Here is a 19,148-nt window from a genome sequence, read left to right on the forward strand (position 1 = left end):
TCATGTCGCTGAGCGGGGCTTTCAACTTTAACAGCATGATGTAATGAGGCTATTATGGGCAAGAATGTTGTGGTACTTGGTACCCAATGGGGCGACGAAGGTAAAGGTAAAATCGTCGACCTGCTCACAGATCAAGCGGCAGCGGTAGTTCGTTATCAAGGCGGACATAACGCAGGTCACACTCTTGTGGTTGGTGGTAAGAAAACTGTCTTACACCTCATTCCATCAGGTATTTTACGTGAAAACGTATTGTGCTTAATTGGTAACGGTGTTGTTCTTTCTCCTGAAGCGCTCATCAAAGAGATGGACATTCTTGAAAAAGAAGGCGTTCCTGTTAAAGAACGTTTACGCATTTCTCCAAACTGTCCATTGATCCTTCCGAACCACATCGCACTTGATCAGGCGCGTGAGAAAAAACGTGGTAATGCGAAGATTGGTACGACAGGTCGTGGTATCGGTCCTGCATACGAAGACAAAGTAGCGCGTCGCGCAGTACGTGTTGCTGATCTGGTACGTGGTGGTGAACATCTGACTGCTCAGTTAACTGAACTTCTGGACTACCATAACTTCCAGCTGACTGAATACTACGGTGTTGAAGCAGTTAAACTGGAAGACGTGCTGGCACTTTGCGACGAATGGCGTAAAGTTGTTGCGCCACTGGTTGTGGACGTGACTACTGAATTGCACAACTACCGTAAAAACGGTGACAACATCATGTTCGAAGGCGCGCAAGGTTCACTTCTTGACGTTGATCACGGTACATATCCGTATGTGACTTCTTCGAATACCACTGCTGGTGGCGTAAGCTCTGGTTCAGGTCTGGGTCCTTTGCACCTTGACTATGTACTGGGTATTACTAAAGCGTACACAACGCGTGTAGGTGCAGGTCCATTCCCAACTGAGTTGGTGTATGACGCTGCAAATGACACGGGTGATGCGATTGGTAAACACCTCGGTACGATTGGTAATGAATTTGGTGCCTCTACTGGCCGTCAACGTCGTTGTGGCTGGTTCGATGCTGAAATCCTACGCCGTTCAGTTGACGTAAACTCACTTTCTGGTATTTGCCTGACTAAACTTGACGTTCTTGACGGTTTAGAAGAAGTGAAAATCTGTGTGGGTTATGAAGCTGCAGATTCTGGTTGTGTCGGTTCTTCTGATGCGCTTGCATTCGAAACTTTAAAACCGATTTACGAAACTATGCCAGGCTGGTCTGAGTCAACTTTCGGTGCGAAATCACTGGATCAATTGCCAGAAGCTGCATTGAACTATGTAAAACGTCTTGAGCAATTGATTGAATGTCCAATCGACATCATTTCAACAGGTCCAGACCGTGAAGAAACGATTGTTCTTCGCCACCCGTTTGATGCTTAATCTTCATTTGATTAAAGCTTGAATGATAAAAACCCATTTCCGGATGGGTTTTTTTATATCCTGAATTTATGCAGCTATTTCAAGACTAAAGTTGCATCGGTAATGTAGCGTGATGTGCTTTAACATAGCGGTATATAAAGAAAGAAAAATGAGCTGCAGGATGCAAAAAAATATATCGGCGACCATGTTTTATTCATTGTTATTCGCGATGGGCGGGGCGCCAACAATTGCCATGATGATTATTCGTGCGCAAACCCAAAATCCCGAAGTGATTTATGCGGCGCTGATTGGTCTGAGTGTCATTATCGCCTGTGTATTAGTGCCTATTATTTTATTGCAAAATGCTTTTTTATATTTCAAACGTAAAGACGAAGTGCTTGAACAGAAAATCAAACCGCTCAGTCAGGTTTACTTAGGCCTCAATATTATTTGTCTGATTTATTGGTTGGCGATACAGTATTTGGCTTAAAAATTACATAATTTATAAGAAGATGAATGAATTAAGCGTTTAGCTGCTGAACGCTTTCACTTATAATTTTTACAATGTAAATTGCCCTTAAGCCAAGGTGGAGTAAATTATAATGAAGAATAAACTTTTATTGAGTATGGCGGCTGCTACAGTCGTCACATTATCAGGTTGTACCACCATTGCCGATATGGCAGGGGCAGATACTGCGACCTTAAATGCATCTGCGAGCCAAAGCTATAATGCCATGGTCAATGATGCGAAGAACAAAGGTCAACTGGATACCAGTTCAGCGACCTATAAACGGATTAATAATGTATTTAACCGTTTGAAACCGGTTGCTAACCAGATGAATCAAACCGGTACGGCATTCCAGTGGCAATTGGCTGTGCTCAAATCTGACCAGGTTAACGCCTTTGTTGCGCCAGGTGGTAAGGTTGTATTCTATACGGGTATCGTGAATAAACTGAATCTGACCGATGCTGAAATTGCAGCGATTATGGGTCATGAAATGGTGCATGCTTTAGAAGAGCATTCTAAGCAGAAAATCGGTGCTCAGGCCCTGACTGATCTGGCCTTGGGTATTGGCTTAAATGCAGCAGGTGTGGGTCAAGGTGGTGCTGCAGCCGCACAATTGGGTAGTCAAATCGGGATTGGCTTGCCATACTCGCGTAATCTGGAAAGCCGTGCTGACCAAGGCGGTTTAATGCTGATGGCGCGCGCAGGTTATAACCCAAATGCAGCCATTACCTTGTGGGAAAAAATGAACAAACTCGGTGGCGGCAGTGGTGCAACCTTCCTCTCTACGCATCCATCGAATAGCCAGCGTATTGGGCAAATGCGTCAACAGTTACCAGCAGCTATGCAGATTTATAACCAAAACAAATAATCCAGTGATCATCCTCTGAAAGGAGATCTTGATCGGATTGAAAAGGCAGGGCAATGGCTCTGCTTTTTTTATAGCTAATTGGATGGTTAATATTCTGCGGGCTATTTTCAGGCAATAAAAAAGGCAAAGTCTGACTTTGCCTTTTTTCACTCAAGATCAGAAGATCTTAGTGCTGGTGACCGCCTACACCGTGTACGTGGCCGTGATCTAATTCTTCTTGAGAAGCTTCACGAACAGATACGATTTCAACTTCGAAAGTCAGGTCTTGACCAGCAAGTGGGAAGTTAGCATCAACAACAACATTGTCGCCTTCAACTGCTTTAACAGTTACGATTTGCACGCCGTCATCAGTTTGAGCTTGGAACTGCATACCTGCCTGAATGTTGTCTACGCCTTGGAACATTTGCGCAGGAACTTCTTGAACTAGGTCAGGGTTGTATTCGCCATAACCTTCAGCAGCAGGAACGTTTACAGTGAATTTTTCACCTACAGTTTTGCCTTCTAACGCATTTTCTAAACCTGGGATGATGTTACCTGCACCGTGCAAATAGGCAAGTGGTTCACCTTGAGATTGGTCGAGAGTTTCACCCTCTGCGTTAGTCAATGTGTAGTGGAAAGAAACCACGAGGTTATTTGCAATAGCAGTCATGTTAATTGATCCATTCAATTTTTTAAGGGTACATCATAAAGTGAAATTGCATTTTTGTAGACTAAAATTAGCAAAAAAACGCAATTTGACAATTTTGTTGACGATTTTTTCATTGATTGGGCCAAATTCTGGAATTTCAATGCAATTTCAGCTTTGGAGAAATTTTTCGTGTAACAAAATCTTTTGCGGTGAGAATGCCAGCATGCGCATAACCATGAATGGTCGCCTGATGAATTCGATATAAAGAAACATACATCGATTTGGCAACAAAGCCTTGCACATTGACCTGACCGAGCAACTCGCCGACGGCTTTATTCTGGCTTAAGGAAATCAGTGAACCTTTGTCAGAAAATTTAAACATCGGTAAATAACTTTCTTCATTGACACGTGCTTTCAAGGCATTGGCCAGGAAATTGGCCTGTTGGCTAGCCACTTGTGCGCGTGGACCCAAGACCGGTTCATCTGCAGCAGGCTGGCAGTGAGCACAATCACCAAAAGCAAAAATGTCTGGATCAGATTTGGTTTGCAGGGTGGAGAAGACTTTCAAGCGGTGAATATTGTCCTTTTCCATATCTTGCAGTTGTGCCAAGACTTCAGGTGCTTTGATACCTGCGGCCCAGACTTTAATCTCGGCATCCAGACTTGAGCCATCTGCAAAATAAATTTTGTCTTCATCTACCTTGGCCACACGATGACTGGTAAGGACTTCAATACCGAATTTTTCCAGCTGTTGCATGGTATGTTCAGCAACTTTCGGCGAGAGCGCAGTCAAAATACGATCCGCCGCTTCAATTAAGGTAATTTTGACTTTATTTGGATCGACCTTGTTTAAGCCATATTTAAAGAAATTGTGTTTGGCCTCCACCAACTCGGCAGCCAATTCTACTCCAGTCGCACCGGCGCCAATAATCGCGATATTCAGTTCACGGCTCGAAGCTTCATGTTGAGCATTCAAGTAGAGATGCAACAGATCCTGCTGAAAGATATCAGCTTGTGGACGGCTGTCGAGAAAATGACAGAACTGTTTGACGCCTTCGGTATTAAAGTCATTCGAGGTAGAACCCAAGGCCAGTACCAGGGTGTCATAGTCGATGCGCTGGTTCTTCTTGGCTTGGGCTTTTTTGGAGAAATATTCTGTTTCTACCACAATCTGTTTCGCTTCACGATCCAGACCGGTAAATGTCCCCAAGACAAATTCATAATGATGTGCGGCTGAATGGGCAAAATAATTGGTTTCTTCTTCATGTGGATTTAAGGTGCCTGCGGCCACTTCATGCAGCAGCGGTTTCCAGATGTGCGTCAGTTTTTGATCGACCAGAACAATCTGCGCTTTACCGCTTTTACCCAAGCTCTCACCCAGCTGAGTCGCCAGTTCCAGACCACCGGCACCACCACCCACAATCACGATTTTATGTGCTGTCATATATGATTAACCTGTTTATTTTTTTAATAAAAATAAGAGAAATAGAGAGAAAATATACTATGGCATGCGCTAAAACGCGTCTTGATTAAAATTGTTATACAAATTACAAAACGTAGCAATTCTGTGAGAGCAGGTAAGTGTCGCTGCTTTAGGGAAGCAATGGGAGAGCAAGATTGATAGGAGAAATCTGCTAGAAGATCAGAGAGGAGATCTTCTAGCTTAAAGGGAAACTACTTGAGATGTAGCGCTATTATCTATCCAGAGGATAAAGTTTTACGCTTGGCGTATTTTCTGAAAACAAACCGAATAAGCCTTGTAGCCAGCTAAAGAATTTCTGAAACAGGTTGGCTTCTTCAATTTCGACATGATCTTCAATTTGAATGGTGCGAATCAACTGATTATTCTGATAAACCTGAATGGTGGCCAAAGGCATCATGGTGGCCAAAGGCGCAATAAGTTCAGAAGCCTTCACTTCAACATTGATATGAGTCTGAGTTTCCTGAAGTGGCTCGATACTTTTTAAAACGCCATCACCAGTATTCAGCATGACACGCTGATGCGCCTGGTCAAACTGATTCAGGTCAATACTGTAGCCCTGATCATATAAAGAAGTGGTAATGATCTGCGGTTGTTTGGTTTGTACCTTAAACATTTTTAAGGTGGATTTGATCACAGGCAATTCAGCCAGTAGCTGTTGATCTTTGATCGCTACCTCATTGCGGGTATAGGTATAAGCCAGATTCATCAGCTTATGTGATACTTCAGCGCGTTTTGCTGCACTTTTAGTACCCAGCACCACCACAATCAGACGGCGATTTGGCATTTCAAAATCTGCGGTGACGCGATTGGCTGTCAGCGCCAGATTATAGCCCGCTGCACGGGTAAAACCGGTTTTTAAACCATCTACTGTAGGATCGACCTGAAGCACACGGTTGGTCGCACGATGAAAATGCTGATTGTAGGTAAAGCTTGGCTGCTTTGAATAATACAGATAATCCGGAGTTTCATTCACCACCGCCATAGACAGTCTGGCCAAATCGGCGGCAGTCGAATAATGCTCAGGCATGGTAATGCCGGCCGGATTCTGGAAATTGGTATGCTGCATGCCCAGCGCTTTGGCTTCCTGATTCATACGTTCAACAAACTGCGGAATACCACCCGAAATTTTCTCAGCCAGCGTGACTGCGGCATCATTAGCAGACATGATAATTAAGCCCGCCAGAAGCTGATCGACTGAAATCTGATCACCTTCTTTCAGGTACATTTGTGACTCATCCCACATCACAGTTTTCACCACAGAGGTCGCGGTTAAAACTTCATTTTTATTTAATTTTCCGGCCTCAATTTCCTTTAAGGCAATATAAGCCACCATCATTTTGGTCAGCGAAGCCGGAGCACGCTGAACGTCGGCATTGTGCTCTGCAATGACTTGACCAGACTGTGAATCCAGAATGGTCCAGGCTTCAGCTTCAACGCTTTCAGGCACAATATTGAGTAGGGCAGCATGTGAAAATGCAGAAATAAATAAACTGAAAACCGCAATCAGTGAGATGATGTATTTCAATGGTGTTCCTTGATAACCCGCTGGGTGTTGAACGATTTAATTTTCACGCATGCTATGCCTTTTTTATACAGATAGCTAGTCGTAAATGTAGACAAATAAGACAGCTAAACCATACTGGCTTAAAAAATGCTAAGCTAAGCTATATCTCATTTATTTTAATTTTATATCGTTCATTATGTTGCATTATCAAATTGAATTTGACGATTATCGTCAGCATCTTATTCACGTGACTGTTCGCTTTCTTGCTGATCCGACCCAAGTCTTGTCATTGCCGACCTGGATTCCGGGAAGTTATCTGATCCGGGAATTTTCCAAGCACATTGAAGCAGTTAAAGCCTATGATGAAGATGGGCGCCAGTTACAGATCCAGAAATTTGAAAAGAACAAATGGCGTTTATTCAATACTGATCATGAGCTGATTACGGTGGAATATGATGTGTATGCCTATGATCTGTCCGTTCGTGGTGCATATGTGGATCAAAATCGTCTCTATGTGAATCCCGCTTGTGCATGTTTAGGGCTAGAAGGTCAGGAAAATAAAGAAATTGAACTGGAAATCTTCCTGCCAGATGAATTAAAGCATTTTCAGCTGGCAAGCGGCATGAAAGCCAAAAGTCTGGTCAGAGGCCGTTTCACGCTGAAAGCTAAAAACTATGCCGAACTGATTGATGCGCCATTTGAGCTAGCAGAACAAACCCGTTTCAGTTTTGAAGCAAATGGTATTCCGCATGAGTTTGTGGTGTCAGGCAAACACGCGATGAATGCGGCGCGTATGCAGCAGGACATTGAAAAAATCTGTGCCACAGAAATTTCAATGTTTGGTTCGGCGCCGTTTACAGACTATACCTTTATGACTATGGCAACCGGTAATAGCTATGGCGGTCTGGAGCATCCGAACTCGACCAGCCTGATTTCACCGCGTGATGACTTGCCGAAAGCCAATGAGCCAGAAGAGCCATCTAAAGATTATCAGCGTTTCCTGGGCTTATGTAGCCATGAATATTTCCATTCATGGTTGGTGAAATTCATTCGCCCTGAAAACTTCGTCAATTATGATTTAAACAGAGAAGGCTATACTTCTTTGTTGTGGATCTTTGAAGGTTTCACCTCTTATTACGATGATTTGATCTTGCTACGCAGCGGCGTGATTAATCAGGAATCATATATTACTTTGTTAAAAGCACAGATTGACCGCTATTTGCAAAATCCGGGACGTGCGATTCAGTCAGTCTCTGAATCCAGTTTTGATGCCTGGGTGAAATTCTATCGTCAGGATGAAAACTCGAATAATGCGGGTACCAGCTATTATAACAAAGGCTGTTTAGTTGCATTGTGCCTGGATTTGGGTCTGCATTTACGTGGTTCAAGTCTGGATGCCGTGATGCGCCGTTTGTATGAAAATGCCCAGAAGGGTGTTCAGGTGCATGAGCGGACAATCTTTGAATTGTGTAAAGAACTGACAGGAGATGATTGGTCAGAACAGATCAATCACTTGATCAATACCAAAGACGAATTACCATTGGATCAGCTTTTCCCTGAGTTTGGTATGGCTTATAGCCTGAAAAATGACAAGTCTTTGCCATTCGGTTTAAAACTGGCAGATAAGCCGGAAGGTGTGCTGGTTCAATCTGCGCGTCGTGAGGGTGCTGCTGTGCTCGCTGGCCTTTCTGCCAATGATGTCATTATTGCAATTGATGGTTTAAAGGCAACGACTAAGCTTGTTGAAAGCTATGCAAAACAGCAAGGTACTTTTACAGTGTATGCATTCCGTCGTGATGAGTTGATGACCTTCGAGGTTCAAGCTGCGGGTTCTGAACTGACCGAAGTTGAATTGAAAGTTGAAGATCAGGCCAAAGCTGAAAAGTGGCTTAAAGCTTAATTCAATTTCAAACTTTAAAACCGATGCTTAGGCATCGGTTTTTTTATTGACTAAATATCAACATGATATTTATTTGATGAGCGGTCAGGAAGTTCCATTGAATTTAGCTGCGATTTAATGATGCTGATTCCTCATTTGAATTCATAAAATGCTAGTACGACCATTATTGGCTTTGCGTTTTGCTATAGCAGTCAATGTATCGCAAAGACCTCTTGGTCCTGATTAAACATCTGGTTAGCTTGCTGATCCAATGTAAAGCTCCTTTTTTGAATACATTTTATTTTTTAGCTCATTAAATATGAATCGTAAATGGCATTTCAATAAAAGAATAACAAGAAAAAAAAGAAGGCCCAAAGAGGGTGGGCCTTAAGTGGGAGAGCTTAGTTGCCGCGATAGGTTGAATAACCATAGGGGCTTAATAGCAGCGGGATATGATAGTGATTGACTGAGCCATCTACTTCAAAAATCACCGGTACTTCTGGGAAAAAGCTGTTTTGCTTTTGGGTTTTAAACCAGTCACCGGTTTTAAAAGTCACTTTGTAGGTTCCTTTATCAAAGGTTTTATTCTCTGGGTATAGTGCTGTGATACGACCCTGAGGATTAGTCCTTGCTTGTGAAAGCTGTACCCATTTGCCATTTTTCTGTGTTTCCAGCGTCACTTCTACATTTGGAGAAGGCAAGCCATTTTCCAGATTCAGCACGTGTACACTCAGCGGGTTCTGGGCAAAAGAAAGAGTTGCTGCAGTAGTGGCAAGAGTCGCGATTAAGATTTTTTTCATGTTGTGTTCCTCGTTGGAATGACGGAATAATGTTTAATCAAAGGAATAAAAAATTACTAATTAAAAGATATCAAAGCTGCTTTAAGGTGGTTTGAATGCCGCTATTGGCACATTGATGATCCTGTACTGAACCGCCCGCACCTGCGACGCCTACTGCGCCTACAATCTGGTTTTGGTAAATGACAGAGACACCACCACCCAGTAATAGCAATTCAGGCAAGCTATTCAGATTCTGTGCATCCGGATTTTTCTGGGCATTGCGCATAAAATCCAGTGTGCTGGTTTTAGTTGAATACGCGGTGAAAGCTTTCCGTTCCGCTGCAATCAGGTTGTGAATGCCGACAGATTCATGGCGCTGGCTGGCCAGCAGGTTGCCACCTTGATCCAGAATAACGACTGCCGCCGGCTTGGCCTGTTTCTGGCAAGCAAGCATGACGTTGCTGGCCATGAGCTTTGCCACTTCTAGCGACATGACTGGCGCCGTTTTAAATTCTGCATGCGCCAGTGAGCTGAGTAGTAATACGCTGCTGAGCAAGGCCATGCTTGTGTTGGCGATTGAAATTTTCATGGTTATCTTTCATGCAATTGGCTACTGGGGCTATCTTAGAAAAAAATCCGCCAGTACAGCATGACAATCAGATTACCAATTTGTAATCTAGAACTAGCTAAAAACAGCTAAACTACTGACATGCATATTTTAATTGTAGAAGATGAAGTCAAGATTGCTGAATATCTGGCAAAAGGACTGAATGAGTCAGGTTATAGTACGACCATCGCAGAAAATGGCGTGCGAGCATTATCGTGTTTGCAGCAACAGTCTTTTGATCTGGTGCTGCTTGATGTGATGCTGCCGGACCTGGACGGCTGGCAGGTATTACATACCCTGCGAACTTTTAGCCAGATTCCAGTATTAATGCTCACTGCACGTGATCATGTGCTAGATCGGGTGAAAGGACTGGAGCTTGGTGCTGATGATTATCTGACCAAGCCTTTTTCCTATATTGAATTACTGGCCCGAATTAAAAGTCTGTTGCGCCGTGTGCCGCGTCTGGAGCAGGAGGCCTATCAGGTTTCAGATCTGGTATTGAACCGCTTAAAGCATGAGGTTTACCGTAATGGGCAAAAGATCGACTTGAGCCAGAAAGAATTTGCGCTGTTGCAATTGTTAATGGAACATCAGGGACAGGTGATGACCCGGAGCCAGATTGCGTCAATGGTCTGGAATATCAATTTTAATACTGATACTAATGTGGTCGATGTGGCTATTCGCAGGCTGCGTAGCAAAATTGATGATCATTACACGCCAAAACTGATCCATACCGTACGTGGCATGGGTTATAAGCTAGATGAATATCCATGAATAACCCTGTGTTATTGCCGTTGGCAACACGATTGAGTATTGCATTTGCACTGGTGTCTTGCGTGGTGTTTCTGAGTGTGGCGTTGCTGTCTTATCAAAATATGCAACAGATGATTCAGACCCAGCAGGATCAGGCGCTGGCTGCGCGTATTTCCCGGATTGAGATTTTTCTTGAAGATGCCCAGAGTTTCAAACTTCTGGTCCAGCATCCCAAATTATATGAAAATATGCTGGGACAGGAAGATAATTTACTGCTGCTGCAGCATCAGAATAGTCGTCTGATCGAAATCAATCCTTTGCAGGTTCATATTCCGGCATTGCATTATTCTTCCAAATTACAGTTTCAGAATAATCAGGCTGAACATCCTTCAACACGTCTGGCTTTTAAACAGGTGCAGTTTGATGGTCGCAGCTACCAGCTGGTAGCGGGTAAACAGTTGGCAGAAGGACAAAGGGCACTGGCAACCTATTTATCAAAACTGGTGCTCTATAGTCTGCTTGGTATATTGCTCTCGACCTTTATGGCCTGGCTGGCTGGACGCTATATTCTCAAGTCAATGCGTCAGCTGATGCTGGCGACAGCACAGGTCAATATTCAGCAGCCCAATCAGCACATTGATGTTCAGAGTAATACGCTTGAGGTGCAAGAGCTGAGTCAGGCCATGAACGATATGCTCGGTAATATTCAGTCTGCATATCAGCAGTTGGCACGTTTTTCTGAGGACATTTCGCACGAACTTCGCACGCCATTAAACAATCTAATCGGGCAGACACAGATTCTGTTATCGCGGCCGCGCGAGCCTGCTGAACTGGAAAATCTGCTCTATTCCAACCTAGAAGAATATGAACGTCTAAGCCAGATGATTGAAAGCATGCTGTTTATCGCGCGGGTAGAGCATGGTGGATTTACGGTTGAAAAACAGCATTTCAATCTGAATGAGATGCTGCAAGAATTACTTGAGTACTTCAGTTTTCTGGCTGAAGAAAAGCAGATGCATTTAAAAATTAATGTTCCATCAGATTTAAGTCTGACTGCCAGCACCGCATTATTACAGCGCGCAGTTGCCAATCTGATCAGCAATGCCATTACTTATGGTCAGCCGGGGAGTGAGATTAGTGTGTCGGCACAGCGACTGAACCATAGCATTAAAATATCGGTGCTGACGCCAGAGGTATGGATTGCAGATGAGCATCATCCGCATTTATTTGAGCGTTTTTATCAGATAGATGACAGCCGACATGAAAAAGCCCAGACGGGTGGTCTGGGCCTTGCCATTGTGCAGTCGATTATGCAGCTCCATCAGGGGGGAGCAACTGTAGAAAATACGCCGTCTGGCGTGGTATTTAGCCTGTCACTACCTGATGAATAGGCTGAGCTTTAACCACGACCCCGGCCACGACCACGTGGTGCTTTGGTATTTGGACGAGTTGTGCCATTGGTCTTACGACGCGGCTTTTCACTTTCATCCATTTGCCAGATACGTTTGGTGCCAGACTTTTTCACAGAACCATCTTTATTTTTACGAACCATTGGCTTACCACCCGTACCACCCGGCTTTTTAACATAAGAGCGTGAACGGTATGGTTCTTCCGCAGGAACATTCTGAAAGTCTGGATAAAGTAAGGGTTCAATTTCTCTGGTTTCGCCCGGTTGCAATCCCATACGAACCAAATCAATCTCACCAATTTTGGTACGGATCAAACGCAGTGTAGGGAAGCCGACAGCAGATGTCATACGACGAACCTGACGGTTACGACCTTCACAGATCGAAATCTCAACCCAAGACGTTGGAACAGAGGCACGGAAACGTACAGGAGGATTACGCTCCCATAACCATTCAGGTTCAGATACTTTTTCAGCACGTGCAGGAAGCGTCATGCCATCTTTCAGTTCAACGCCTTTACGAAGCTGTTCTAGTGCTTCTTCGGTCACATCACCTTCAACTTGCACCATATAAGTTTTAAACTTTTTATTGGCAGGATTGGTGATATATTGGTTGAGACCACCGTGATCGGTGAGGAAAACCAGACCTTCTGAGTCCATGTCCAAACGGCCAGCAAGACGTAAATCTTTGTCGTTGACAAAATCAGCCATGGTTGGGTGCTTTTCATCCGCACGGAATTGGGAGAGGACGTCATAAGGTTTGTTTAGAATGACGATTTTCATAGGAAATAACTTCTATAATTACATTAATTTAAAAAATGTAGAGGTTTATTTAAAAGGGAAATTTAGTTATTTCCCGTATAAATCTCAAAAACAACAAATCTGGATTAGAATATTATGCGTTAAGAACAGTTGAAAGTATTGCCTAATTGGCAATTATTTTAGATTTGTCAGCGGCATCCGGGAGAATACTAATAATGGGATATCAAAAAATCGTAGTACCTGTGGATGGTACCAAAATTACCGTTAATGCAGACCTGTCACTCAACGTACCAAATAATCCAATTATCCCATTTATCGAAGGGGATGGAATTGGTGCAGATATTACACCAACAATGCGAACTGTGGTAGATGCTGCTGTGCAAAAAGCATACGCCGGGAAGCGTTCCATCGAATGGATGGAAGTCTACTGCGGTGAAAAAGCTGACAAAATTTACGGCACCTATATGCCTGAAGAAACTCTCGAAGCACTGCGCGATTATGTGATATCGATTAAAGGTCCACTGACCACGCCAGTCGGTGGTGGTATTCGTTCCTTGAATGTGGCTTTACGTCAGGAACTGGATTTATATGTCTGTGTACGTCCGGTGCGCTGGTTTGAAGGGGTACCTTCGCCAGTACATAATCCGGAACTGACCGACATGGTGATTTTCCGTGAGAATTCAGAAGATATTTATGCCGGTATTGAATGGAAAGCAGATTCTCCGGAAGCGAAAAAAGTTATCAAGTTTCTGAAAGAAGAAATGGGTGTAACCAATATCCGCTTTGAAGACAATTGTGGAATCGGAATCAAACCTGTCTCCAAAGAAGGTAGCCAGCGTCTGGTGCGTAAAGCGATTCAGTTCGCCATCGAAAATGACAAGCCTAGTGTGACTTTGGTACACAAAGGCAATATCATGAAATATACCGAAGGGGCGTTTAAAGAGTGGGGCTATGAGGTCGCATTGGAACGTTTCGGCGGTGAACTTTTAGATGGTGGCCCGTGGGTTAAAATCAAAAATCCAAGAACGGGTAAAAATATTATTATTAAAGATGTCATTGCAGATGCCTTCTTGCAGCAAATCCTGATGCGTCCAGCAGAATATTCTGTGATTGCTACACTCAACTTAAATGGTGACTATATTTCTGATGCGCTGGCTGCGGAAGTCGGTGGGATCGGAATTGCACCAGGTGCCAATATTGGCGGTTCGATTGCAGTTTATGAAGCAACCCACGGTACAGCGCCTAAATATGCCGGGCAGGATAAAGTGAATCCAGGTTCGATTATTCTGTCAGCAGAAATGATGCTGCGTGATATGGGCTGGATAGAAGCTGCCGACCTGATCATCAAGGGGATTTCGGGTGCGATTGCGGCAAAAACGGTGACCTACGATTTTGAGCGCTTAATGCCAGGGGCCACCTTGCTGCGTTGTTCCGAGTTTGGTGAAGCGATCATTGCTAATATGGATGCCTGAAATTGCGATGCAATTTATGAATAAAAAAACCCGCAATTACGGCGGGTTTTTTTATCACTTTATTGGGAAGCAAAGGCTGAACGGTTTAAGGTTAAACGTTAAAATAAGTATCAGGCTGCAAGATCATGTAAGAAGTGTAATGAGCCTAGAAATGATTCGTTCTAAGCTGAATAACTTAGTAAACACTGTATTACATTGACGTATTTGGAAACAGCTCAGCGATTGGCTTATTTTGTATAAACGTTAGAGTGATGAATGGAACTTCCAGTGATATAGAGACGTTTCTCCAAAGGAGTAAATCATGGCTAAAGCTAAAGCGAGACATAAGCAGGTCCAACAAAAAGACAAGCAGGACAATGCTCAGAATGAAGAGCAGCAACAGCAACAACAGCAACAACCATCGAAACCATCTCGTGCTAAAAAACGTAGATAATCTCCTATCCACCTGAAATAACAAAACCCTCATTTGAGGGTTTTGTTATTTGAAGGCTAATATAAAATCATCACTAAAAATAACAGGATTGTGACTTTAAATTAGGCGGTTGTGATTAAGATAAAAGTCATCTATTTAATTTAATGCGAATATTGGTGAAATTTCTTCGGATTATAAGTTTACTGTTATCTATAGGTTTTTTACTAACTGCCTGTCAGCCACCGCCTTCAGGTGAAGCAGCAGGTTGGAAAAGCCCTTATCTATATTGGCAATTACAGAGAACCAAGTTAGAAGCTCCGCTACAGATTCCGGTTGAAGGCGTCAGAGTTGGCCAAATTAATGATACTTGGGGAGCAGCGCGTAGTGCAGGTCGTAAACACGAAGGGACGGATATTTTTGCCAAACGTGGTACGCCAGTATTTAGCGCGACCCAAGGGATTGTGCGTAGGATTGGCACCAATAATCTGGGTGGAAAAATTATCTGGGTGACAGGTCCCAGTATGAGCCAGCATTATTATGCACATCTGGATGGTTATGCAGAGCATATTCAGGAAGGCGACTGGGTGGAAGCAGGTGAAGTCATCGCTTATGTGGGTAATACAGGTAATGCCAAAAATACCCCGCCGCACTTACATTATGGCATTTATTTAGGTGGGCAAGGAGCAACCAATCCTTATCCTTATTTAGTTCCTTCTCCATGAGCAGAAATTGGCGGAGTTTGTTGTTCAGATTTGAGTCTGACAGGACGTGTGTACCAGAACAATTGCAATGTTCCTAATAAAAGAACCAATGTGGCCAGTATGAACTGTTGATGATAGCTCAATCCAAAATATTGCAGCGCACTAAAGCTGAGTCCACCGATCAGCTGAATCGAGGCAAAACACAAGGTAGCAATACTCCAGAGCTTTTTATAAGCCAGTCCATACAGTTGTAAAATGGTATAGGAGGTCAGGAAGACCACAGCCGGATTTAGCATCCCAGTGAAAAAGGAAGAGTTAAAAGTGAGCAATGGACTGGCATCTAGAGTCGCAATAAAAATAGCCATAATATAAAGGCTATAAAGAATTTTCAGTGCAACAAAATTACCCCATTTCCTGGCCAGTGCATAAGCACTCAAGGCACCCAGGGCACTGCCGAGTCCATACAGAATCCAGTTGAAATTAATCCAGAACAAGCTCAATCCCAACTGCTGGCTTAAATAATCAATCCAGAAGAGTGAATGGGGTATATAGGCGAAAGCACTACAAGCATAAACTGTAAGTAAACTATAAAAGACGCTATTCAAAGATAGAGTAGAGATAACCGAAGGGGCTTGTGCGGACAAATACGGCTTAAATTTCTGAATCAGTAAACTTAAAACGATACAGATAAGCAAAGCAAAACCACATAAGATTAGCCAGGCCGTCTGTATGGAAATTTGATCCAGATAAGGCAGAAACAGGGTCGCAATTAAAACGCCTAGTCCAATTCCGCTAAAACCAATAAAGTTGATTTTAAGACGGTCTTGAAGTTCACAGCACTGTGCAACCACACTCGGCGATAAGATCATCATCAGTCCACCGCTGATCCCGGAAATAACCCGCCAAGCGATATACCACGCTTCAGAGAAACCAGAAAATGCACAGCACATCAGGCTGAACATACCGGCAAAGGCTGAAATTTGAATATAAGTGCTCATACTGCGGTCTTGAGGCAAGCGCATCGCGGTAAATGCACCGATTAAATAACCCAGCAAATTGGCACTGCCCAAAAGGCTGGCAAAATCTGTACTCCAGCCAAAGGCTTCGCGTGTGCCAGGTAACAGTGCGGTATAAGAAAAGCGAAGGATGCCAATGCCCAAGCACATACTAAGGCAGAGAAAAAGGCTGAGCTTCATTGTGTTTGAGGACATCCGTGTACTCATAGAATTTTATATTTGGTCAAAAAATAACATGAATCTTCATGATTTAGGGGAAATTGTCGGAGAAGAAACCATTGAGTGCAGAAATTTGCTCAAAGAAACCGGTATGATTTTTAAAATTTCATCAGTCAAAAGCCTGAATTTTCTCAGAGAAATAAAAAACCGCGTATCAACGCGGTTTTTATATTGTCTATTTCAAGAATTAACGCATCTTGGCTAGGAAACGGCCAACACGCGTAATAGCTTCACGCAGTTCATTTTCAGCCGGCAGGAATACTACACGGAAATGATCCGGTGTCGGCCAGTTAAAGCCTGTACCTTGAACCAGAAGCACTTTCTCGGCACGTAACAAATCCAGCATTAGCTTTTCATCGTCTTGGATTGGATACACATTCGGATCCAGTTTCGGGAAGCAGTACATCGCACCTTCAGGTTTGACACAAGACACACCTGGAATCTCGTTCAGCATTTCCCAGGCAATGTTGCGCTGTTCATATAAACGCCCGCCCGGACGAATCAGGTCGTTAATTGACTGATAACCGCCCAGTGCGGTCTGAATCGCATATTGTGCCTGATGGTTGGCACACAGACGCATCGACGCCAGCATATCCAGACCTTCGATATAGTCTGCTGCACGTGCTTTATCGCCGGTAATGGCCATCCAGCCGGAACGGAAACCAGCAATACGATAGGCTTTAGATAAACCGTTAAACGAGACACAAAGCTGATCGCCAGCCAGAGCTGCTACAGCAACATGCTCGATTCCATCGTAAATAATTTTGTCGTAGATTTCGTCAGCAAATAAAATCAGGTCATATTTCTTGGCCAAGTCGACGATTTGCTGCAACACATGACGTGGGTAAACCGAACCGGTCGGGTTATTCGGGTTAATAATCACAATACCACGGGTATTTGGCGTGATTTTGCTTTCCATATCAGCAATATCTGGATACCAGTGATTTTCTTCATCACATTTATAGTGAATCGCTGTACCGCCAGATAGATTCACTGCCGCCGTCCAGAGTGGATAATCTGGCATTGGAATCAGCATTTCATCGCCATCATCCAGCAGACCCTGCATGGCCATCACGATCAGTTCAGACACACCATTACCGATATAGACGTCATTGACGTGCATATCTAGAATGCCTTTTTGCTGATAATACTGACAGATCGCCTTACGCGCCGGGAAAATCCCTTTGGAATCCGTGTAGCCAATCGCATTCGGCAGGTTTAAAGCCACATCGTTGATAATTTCCTGCGGCGCTTCAAAACCGAATGGGGCAGGATTGCCAATATTTAATTTGATAATTTTGTGACCGGCTTCTTCCATCTCGATGGCCGCTCGTAACACAGGTCCGCGGATGTCGTAGCATACATGCTCGAGCTTAGATGATTTCTTGATCTCGCGAGGGGTTTGGAAAGTGTTCGGCATTTTGATGTTCTCGGAAGGAGTGGAGGTCACTTTTGCATAACGATATAAATAACTTTTAAATGTCTCAGTTGTGACTAGATCGAGATCATGTTCATCTCGAAGTAGTGCAACAATTTTTTCATGCGTAAATCCAAGCTGCTGATATTGTTTGATGACAGGCAGCAGATTTTTAAAAATTACGCTCTTTTTTTGCGACATTTTTTAATCCTGAGCAAATTTAGAGCTAAGAATACCATTAAATTTGCTCACTAAAAAACATTTAATGTAAAAATTGCTTACTTTTATTTTTATATTTGCTTTCTTTTTGCTTTTTTGGGCATTATATGTCTTTTGTAAAATGTTGAATAAAGACTAGAATTTTTAAAATGAATCACGTAAATATAGGATTATCCTATTTTAAATAGCAAGATAAAAAGGTATGTGATCATGGGAAAACTCAATAAATCAGACCGGGAATGGCAAAGAGAGTTATCACCTGAGGAGTTTCGCATTACGCGCGAGAAGGGAACCGAGCCGGCATTTACTGGAAAATACTGGAATACCAAGCAAGATGGCACTTATGTATGCCGTTGCTGCGGCACGCCACTGTTCTCGTCTGAGACCAAGTATGATAGCGGCTGTGGCTGGCCAAGTTTCTACCGTCCCGTCAGCAGTTCGGTGGTAGAAGAATTACCTGATACTTCACACGGAATGGTCAGAACTGAGATTGTTTGTCATCATTGTGACGCACATTTAGGGCATGTTTTCCCGGATGGCCCAGAACCGACGGGCTTACGTTATTGTGTCAACTCGGCTTCTTTGGACTTAGAAACACAAGAAAAAAATGATGAGGAAACCTATCCATGACTAACATTTATCAGTTCGAAGCTGAATTGTTAGATGGCAAAAGCAAGCCACTTGCAGATTATGAAGGCAAGGTACTTTTGATCGTCAATACAGCGAGTAAGTGTGGTTTTACCCCCCAGTTTTCAGGATTAGAAAAACTTTACGAAAAATATAAAGATCAAGGTCTGGAAATTTTGGGATTTCCATGTAACCAGTTTGGTGGTCAAGATCCAGGTTCCAATGAACAGATTGGTGAATTTTGTCAGAAAAATTACGGCGTATCTTTCCCGATGTTTTCCAAGGTGGATGTCAAAGGCCCTGAAGCGCACGCCATTTTTCGATATTTAACTAATAATTCCAAAGGTATTTTAGGCAATGGAATTAAATGGAATTTTACCAAGTTCCTGATCGGGCGTGATGGCAAGGTATTGAACCGTTTTGCTCCGACCACCAAGCCTGAAGATCTTGAGGATGAAATTGCCAAAGTGTTGTAAGACTCAACGTTATTTTCTCAGTATGAAATAAAAATAGAGCTCATCTAATGTTAATTAAAA

The 19,148-nt window shown here is 43.3% G+C and carries 19 protein-coding genes; 11 read left to right on the forward strand and 8 right to left on the reverse strand.

The window, feature by feature from the left end; all coding sequences use genetic code 11:
* The first annotated feature begins 54 nt into the window (after window positions 1–54).
* The 3 genes from ACTL4S_RS10500 to ACTL4S_RS10510 all read left to right on the forward strand — a co-directional run bounded on the left by ACTL4S_RS10500 (window position 55) and on the right by ACTL4S_RS10510 (window position 2,729).
* Window positions 55–1,374, forward strand: coding sequence for an adenylosuccinate synthase (locus ACTL4S_RS10500; RefSeq protein WP_004278963.1), 1,320 nt, complete (start codon window positions 55–57; stop codon window positions 1,372–1,374).
* Between the two features lie 160 nt (window positions 1,375–1,534).
* Window positions 1,535–1,843: a hypothetical protein gene (locus ACTL4S_RS10505; protein WP_044113013.1), complete on the forward strand. Its 309-nt coding sequence runs from the start codon at window positions 1,535–1,537 to the stop codon at window positions 1,841–1,843.
* A 112-nt stretch (window positions 1,844–1,955) separates the two neighbouring features.
* Window positions 1,956–2,729, forward strand: a complete 774-nt coding sequence (locus tag ACTL4S_RS10510) for a M48 family metallopeptidase (RefSeq protein WP_004278961.1) — start codon at window positions 1,956–1,958, stop codon at window positions 2,727–2,729.
* Between the two features lie 166 nt (window positions 2,730–2,895).
* On the opposite strand, the gene slyD is transcribed toward ACTL4S_RS10510, so the two are convergent.
* From slyD to ACTL4S_RS10525, 3 genes are all read right to left on the reverse strand, one after another.
* Entirely contained in the window at window positions 2,896–3,378 is a 483-nt protein-coding gene (slyD, locus tag ACTL4S_RS10515; RefSeq protein ID WP_004278960.1) for a peptidylprolyl isomerase, read from the reverse strand.
* Window positions 3,379–3,514: 136 nt separating this feature from the next.
* Entirely contained in the window at window positions 3,515–4,801 is a 1,287-nt protein-coding gene (locus ACTL4S_RS10520) for an NAD(P)/FAD-dependent oxidoreductase (RefSeq protein ID WP_004645547.1), read from the reverse strand.
* Between the two features lie 250 nt (window positions 4,802–5,051).
* Window positions 5,052–6,365 (reverse strand): D-alanyl-D-alanine carboxypeptidase PBP6B, encoded by a 1,314-nt coding sequence (locus ACTL4S_RS10525; RefSeq protein ID WP_441299312.1) that lies wholly within the window; start codon window positions 6,363–6,365, stop codon window positions 5,052–5,054.
* A gap of 175 nt (window positions 6,366–6,540) precedes the next feature.
* On the opposite strand from ACTL4S_RS10525, the gene ACTL4S_RS10530 reads away from it, so the two are divergent.
* Entirely contained in the window at window positions 6,541–8,244 is a 1,704-nt protein-coding gene (locus ACTL4S_RS10530; protein WP_441299313.1) for a M61 family metallopeptidase, read from the forward strand.
* A 380-nt stretch (window positions 8,245–8,624) separates the two neighbouring features.
* On the opposite strand, the gene uraH is transcribed toward ACTL4S_RS10530, so the two are convergent.
* Together uraH and ACTL4S_RS10540 are read right to left on the reverse strand one after the other, a co-directional pair.
* Complete coding sequence (gene uraH / locus ACTL4S_RS10535; protein WP_064096644.1) at window positions 8,625–9,023, reverse strand: hydroxyisourate hydrolase; 399 nt, start codon at window positions 9,021–9,023, stop codon at window positions 8,625–8,627.
* Window positions 9,024–9,093: 70 nt separating this feature from the next.
* Window positions 9,094–9,591, reverse strand: coding sequence for a GlcG/HbpS family heme-binding protein (locus ACTL4S_RS10540; protein ID WP_441299314.1), 498 nt, complete (start codon window positions 9,589–9,591; stop codon window positions 9,094–9,096).
* A 120-nt stretch (window positions 9,592–9,711) separates the two neighbouring features.
* Here ACTL4S_RS10540 and ACTL4S_RS10545 point away from each other — a divergent pair, with 120 nt between their 5' ends.
* Window positions 9,712–10,383: a heavy metal response regulator transcription factor gene (locus ACTL4S_RS10545; RefSeq protein WP_114541880.1), complete on the forward strand. Its 672-nt coding sequence runs from the start codon at window positions 9,712–9,714 to the stop codon at window positions 10,381–10,383.
* Window positions 10,380–11,753, forward strand: coding sequence for a heavy metal sensor histidine kinase (locus tag ACTL4S_RS10550; protein ID WP_441299315.1), 1,374 nt, complete (start codon window positions 10,380–10,382; stop codon window positions 11,751–11,753). Before ACTL4S_RS10545 ends, ACTL4S_RS10550 begins: the two co-directional genes overlap by 4 nt.
* Window positions 11,754–11,761: 8 nt before the next feature.
* Here ACTL4S_RS10550 and ACTL4S_RS10555 read toward each other — a convergent pair whose 3' ends face one another.
* Window positions 11,762–12,550 carry an rRNA large subunit pseudouridine synthase E gene (locus ACTL4S_RS10555; protein ID WP_004731551.1) on the reverse strand — a complete coding sequence of 263 codons (789 nt, stop codon included), beginning with the start codon at window positions 12,548–12,550 and terminating at the stop codon, window positions 11,762–11,764.
* Between the two features lie 194 nt (window positions 12,551–12,744).
* Here ACTL4S_RS10555 and icd point away from each other — a divergent pair, with 194 nt between their 5' ends.
* The 3 genes from icd to ACTL4S_RS10570 all read left to right on the forward strand — a co-directional run bounded on the left by icd (window position 12,745) and on the right by ACTL4S_RS10570 (window position 15,135).
* The gene (gene icd, locus ACTL4S_RS10560) at window positions 12,745–14,001 is read left to right on the forward strand and encodes an NADP-dependent isocitrate dehydrogenase (protein WP_441299316.1); all 1,257 of its coding nucleotides are present in this window, start codon (window positions 12,745–12,747) and stop codon (window positions 13,999–14,001) included.
* 301 nt (window positions 14,002–14,302) lie between these two features.
* Complete coding sequence (locus ACTL4S_RS10565; RefSeq protein WP_004645538.1) at window positions 14,303–14,434, forward strand: hypothetical protein; 132 nt, start codon at window positions 14,303–14,305, stop codon at window positions 14,432–14,434.
* Between the two features lie 143 nt (window positions 14,435–14,577).
* The gene (locus tag ACTL4S_RS10570) at window positions 14,578–15,135 is read left to right on the forward strand and encodes a M23 family metallopeptidase (RefSeq protein WP_441299317.1); all 558 of its coding nucleotides are present in this window, start codon (window positions 14,578–14,580) and stop codon (window positions 15,133–15,135) included.
* Here the strand turns inward: ACTL4S_RS10570 and ACTL4S_RS10575 are convergent.
* Window positions 15,114–16,325 carry a YbfB/YjiJ family MFS transporter gene (locus ACTL4S_RS10575; RefSeq protein WP_441299318.1) on the reverse strand — a complete coding sequence of 404 codons (1,212 nt, stop codon included), beginning with the start codon at window positions 16,323–16,325 and terminating at the stop codon, window positions 15,114–15,116. The two genes, ACTL4S_RS10570 and ACTL4S_RS10575, sit on opposite strands and share 22 nt — an antisense overlap.
* Before the next feature lie 211 nt (window positions 16,326–16,536).
* Complete coding sequence (locus tag ACTL4S_RS10580) at window positions 16,537–17,967, reverse strand: pyridoxal phosphate-dependent aminotransferase (protein WP_247144048.1); 1,431 nt, start codon at window positions 17,965–17,967, stop codon at window positions 16,537–16,539.
* Between the two features lie 228 nt (window positions 17,968–18,195).
* Between ACTL4S_RS10580 and msrB the strand changes: the two genes are divergently transcribed.
* Complete coding sequence (gene msrB / locus ACTL4S_RS10585; protein ID WP_004645533.1) at window positions 18,196–18,615, forward strand: peptide-methionine (R)-S-oxide reductase MsrB; 420 nt, start codon at window positions 18,196–18,198, stop codon at window positions 18,613–18,615.
* Window positions 18,612–19,088, forward strand: coding sequence for a glutathione peroxidase (locus ACTL4S_RS10590; RefSeq protein WP_004278946.1), 477 nt, complete (start codon window positions 18,612–18,614; stop codon window positions 19,086–19,088). Before msrB ends, ACTL4S_RS10590 begins: the two co-directional genes overlap by 4 nt.
* Window positions 19,089–19,148: the final 60 nt, after the last annotated feature.

The sequence above is a fragment of the Acinetobacter lwoffii genome (assembly GCF_052078135.1).
Lineage (GTDB): Bacteria > Pseudomonadota > Gammaproteobacteria > Pseudomonadales > Moraxellaceae > Acinetobacter > Acinetobacter lwoffii_Z.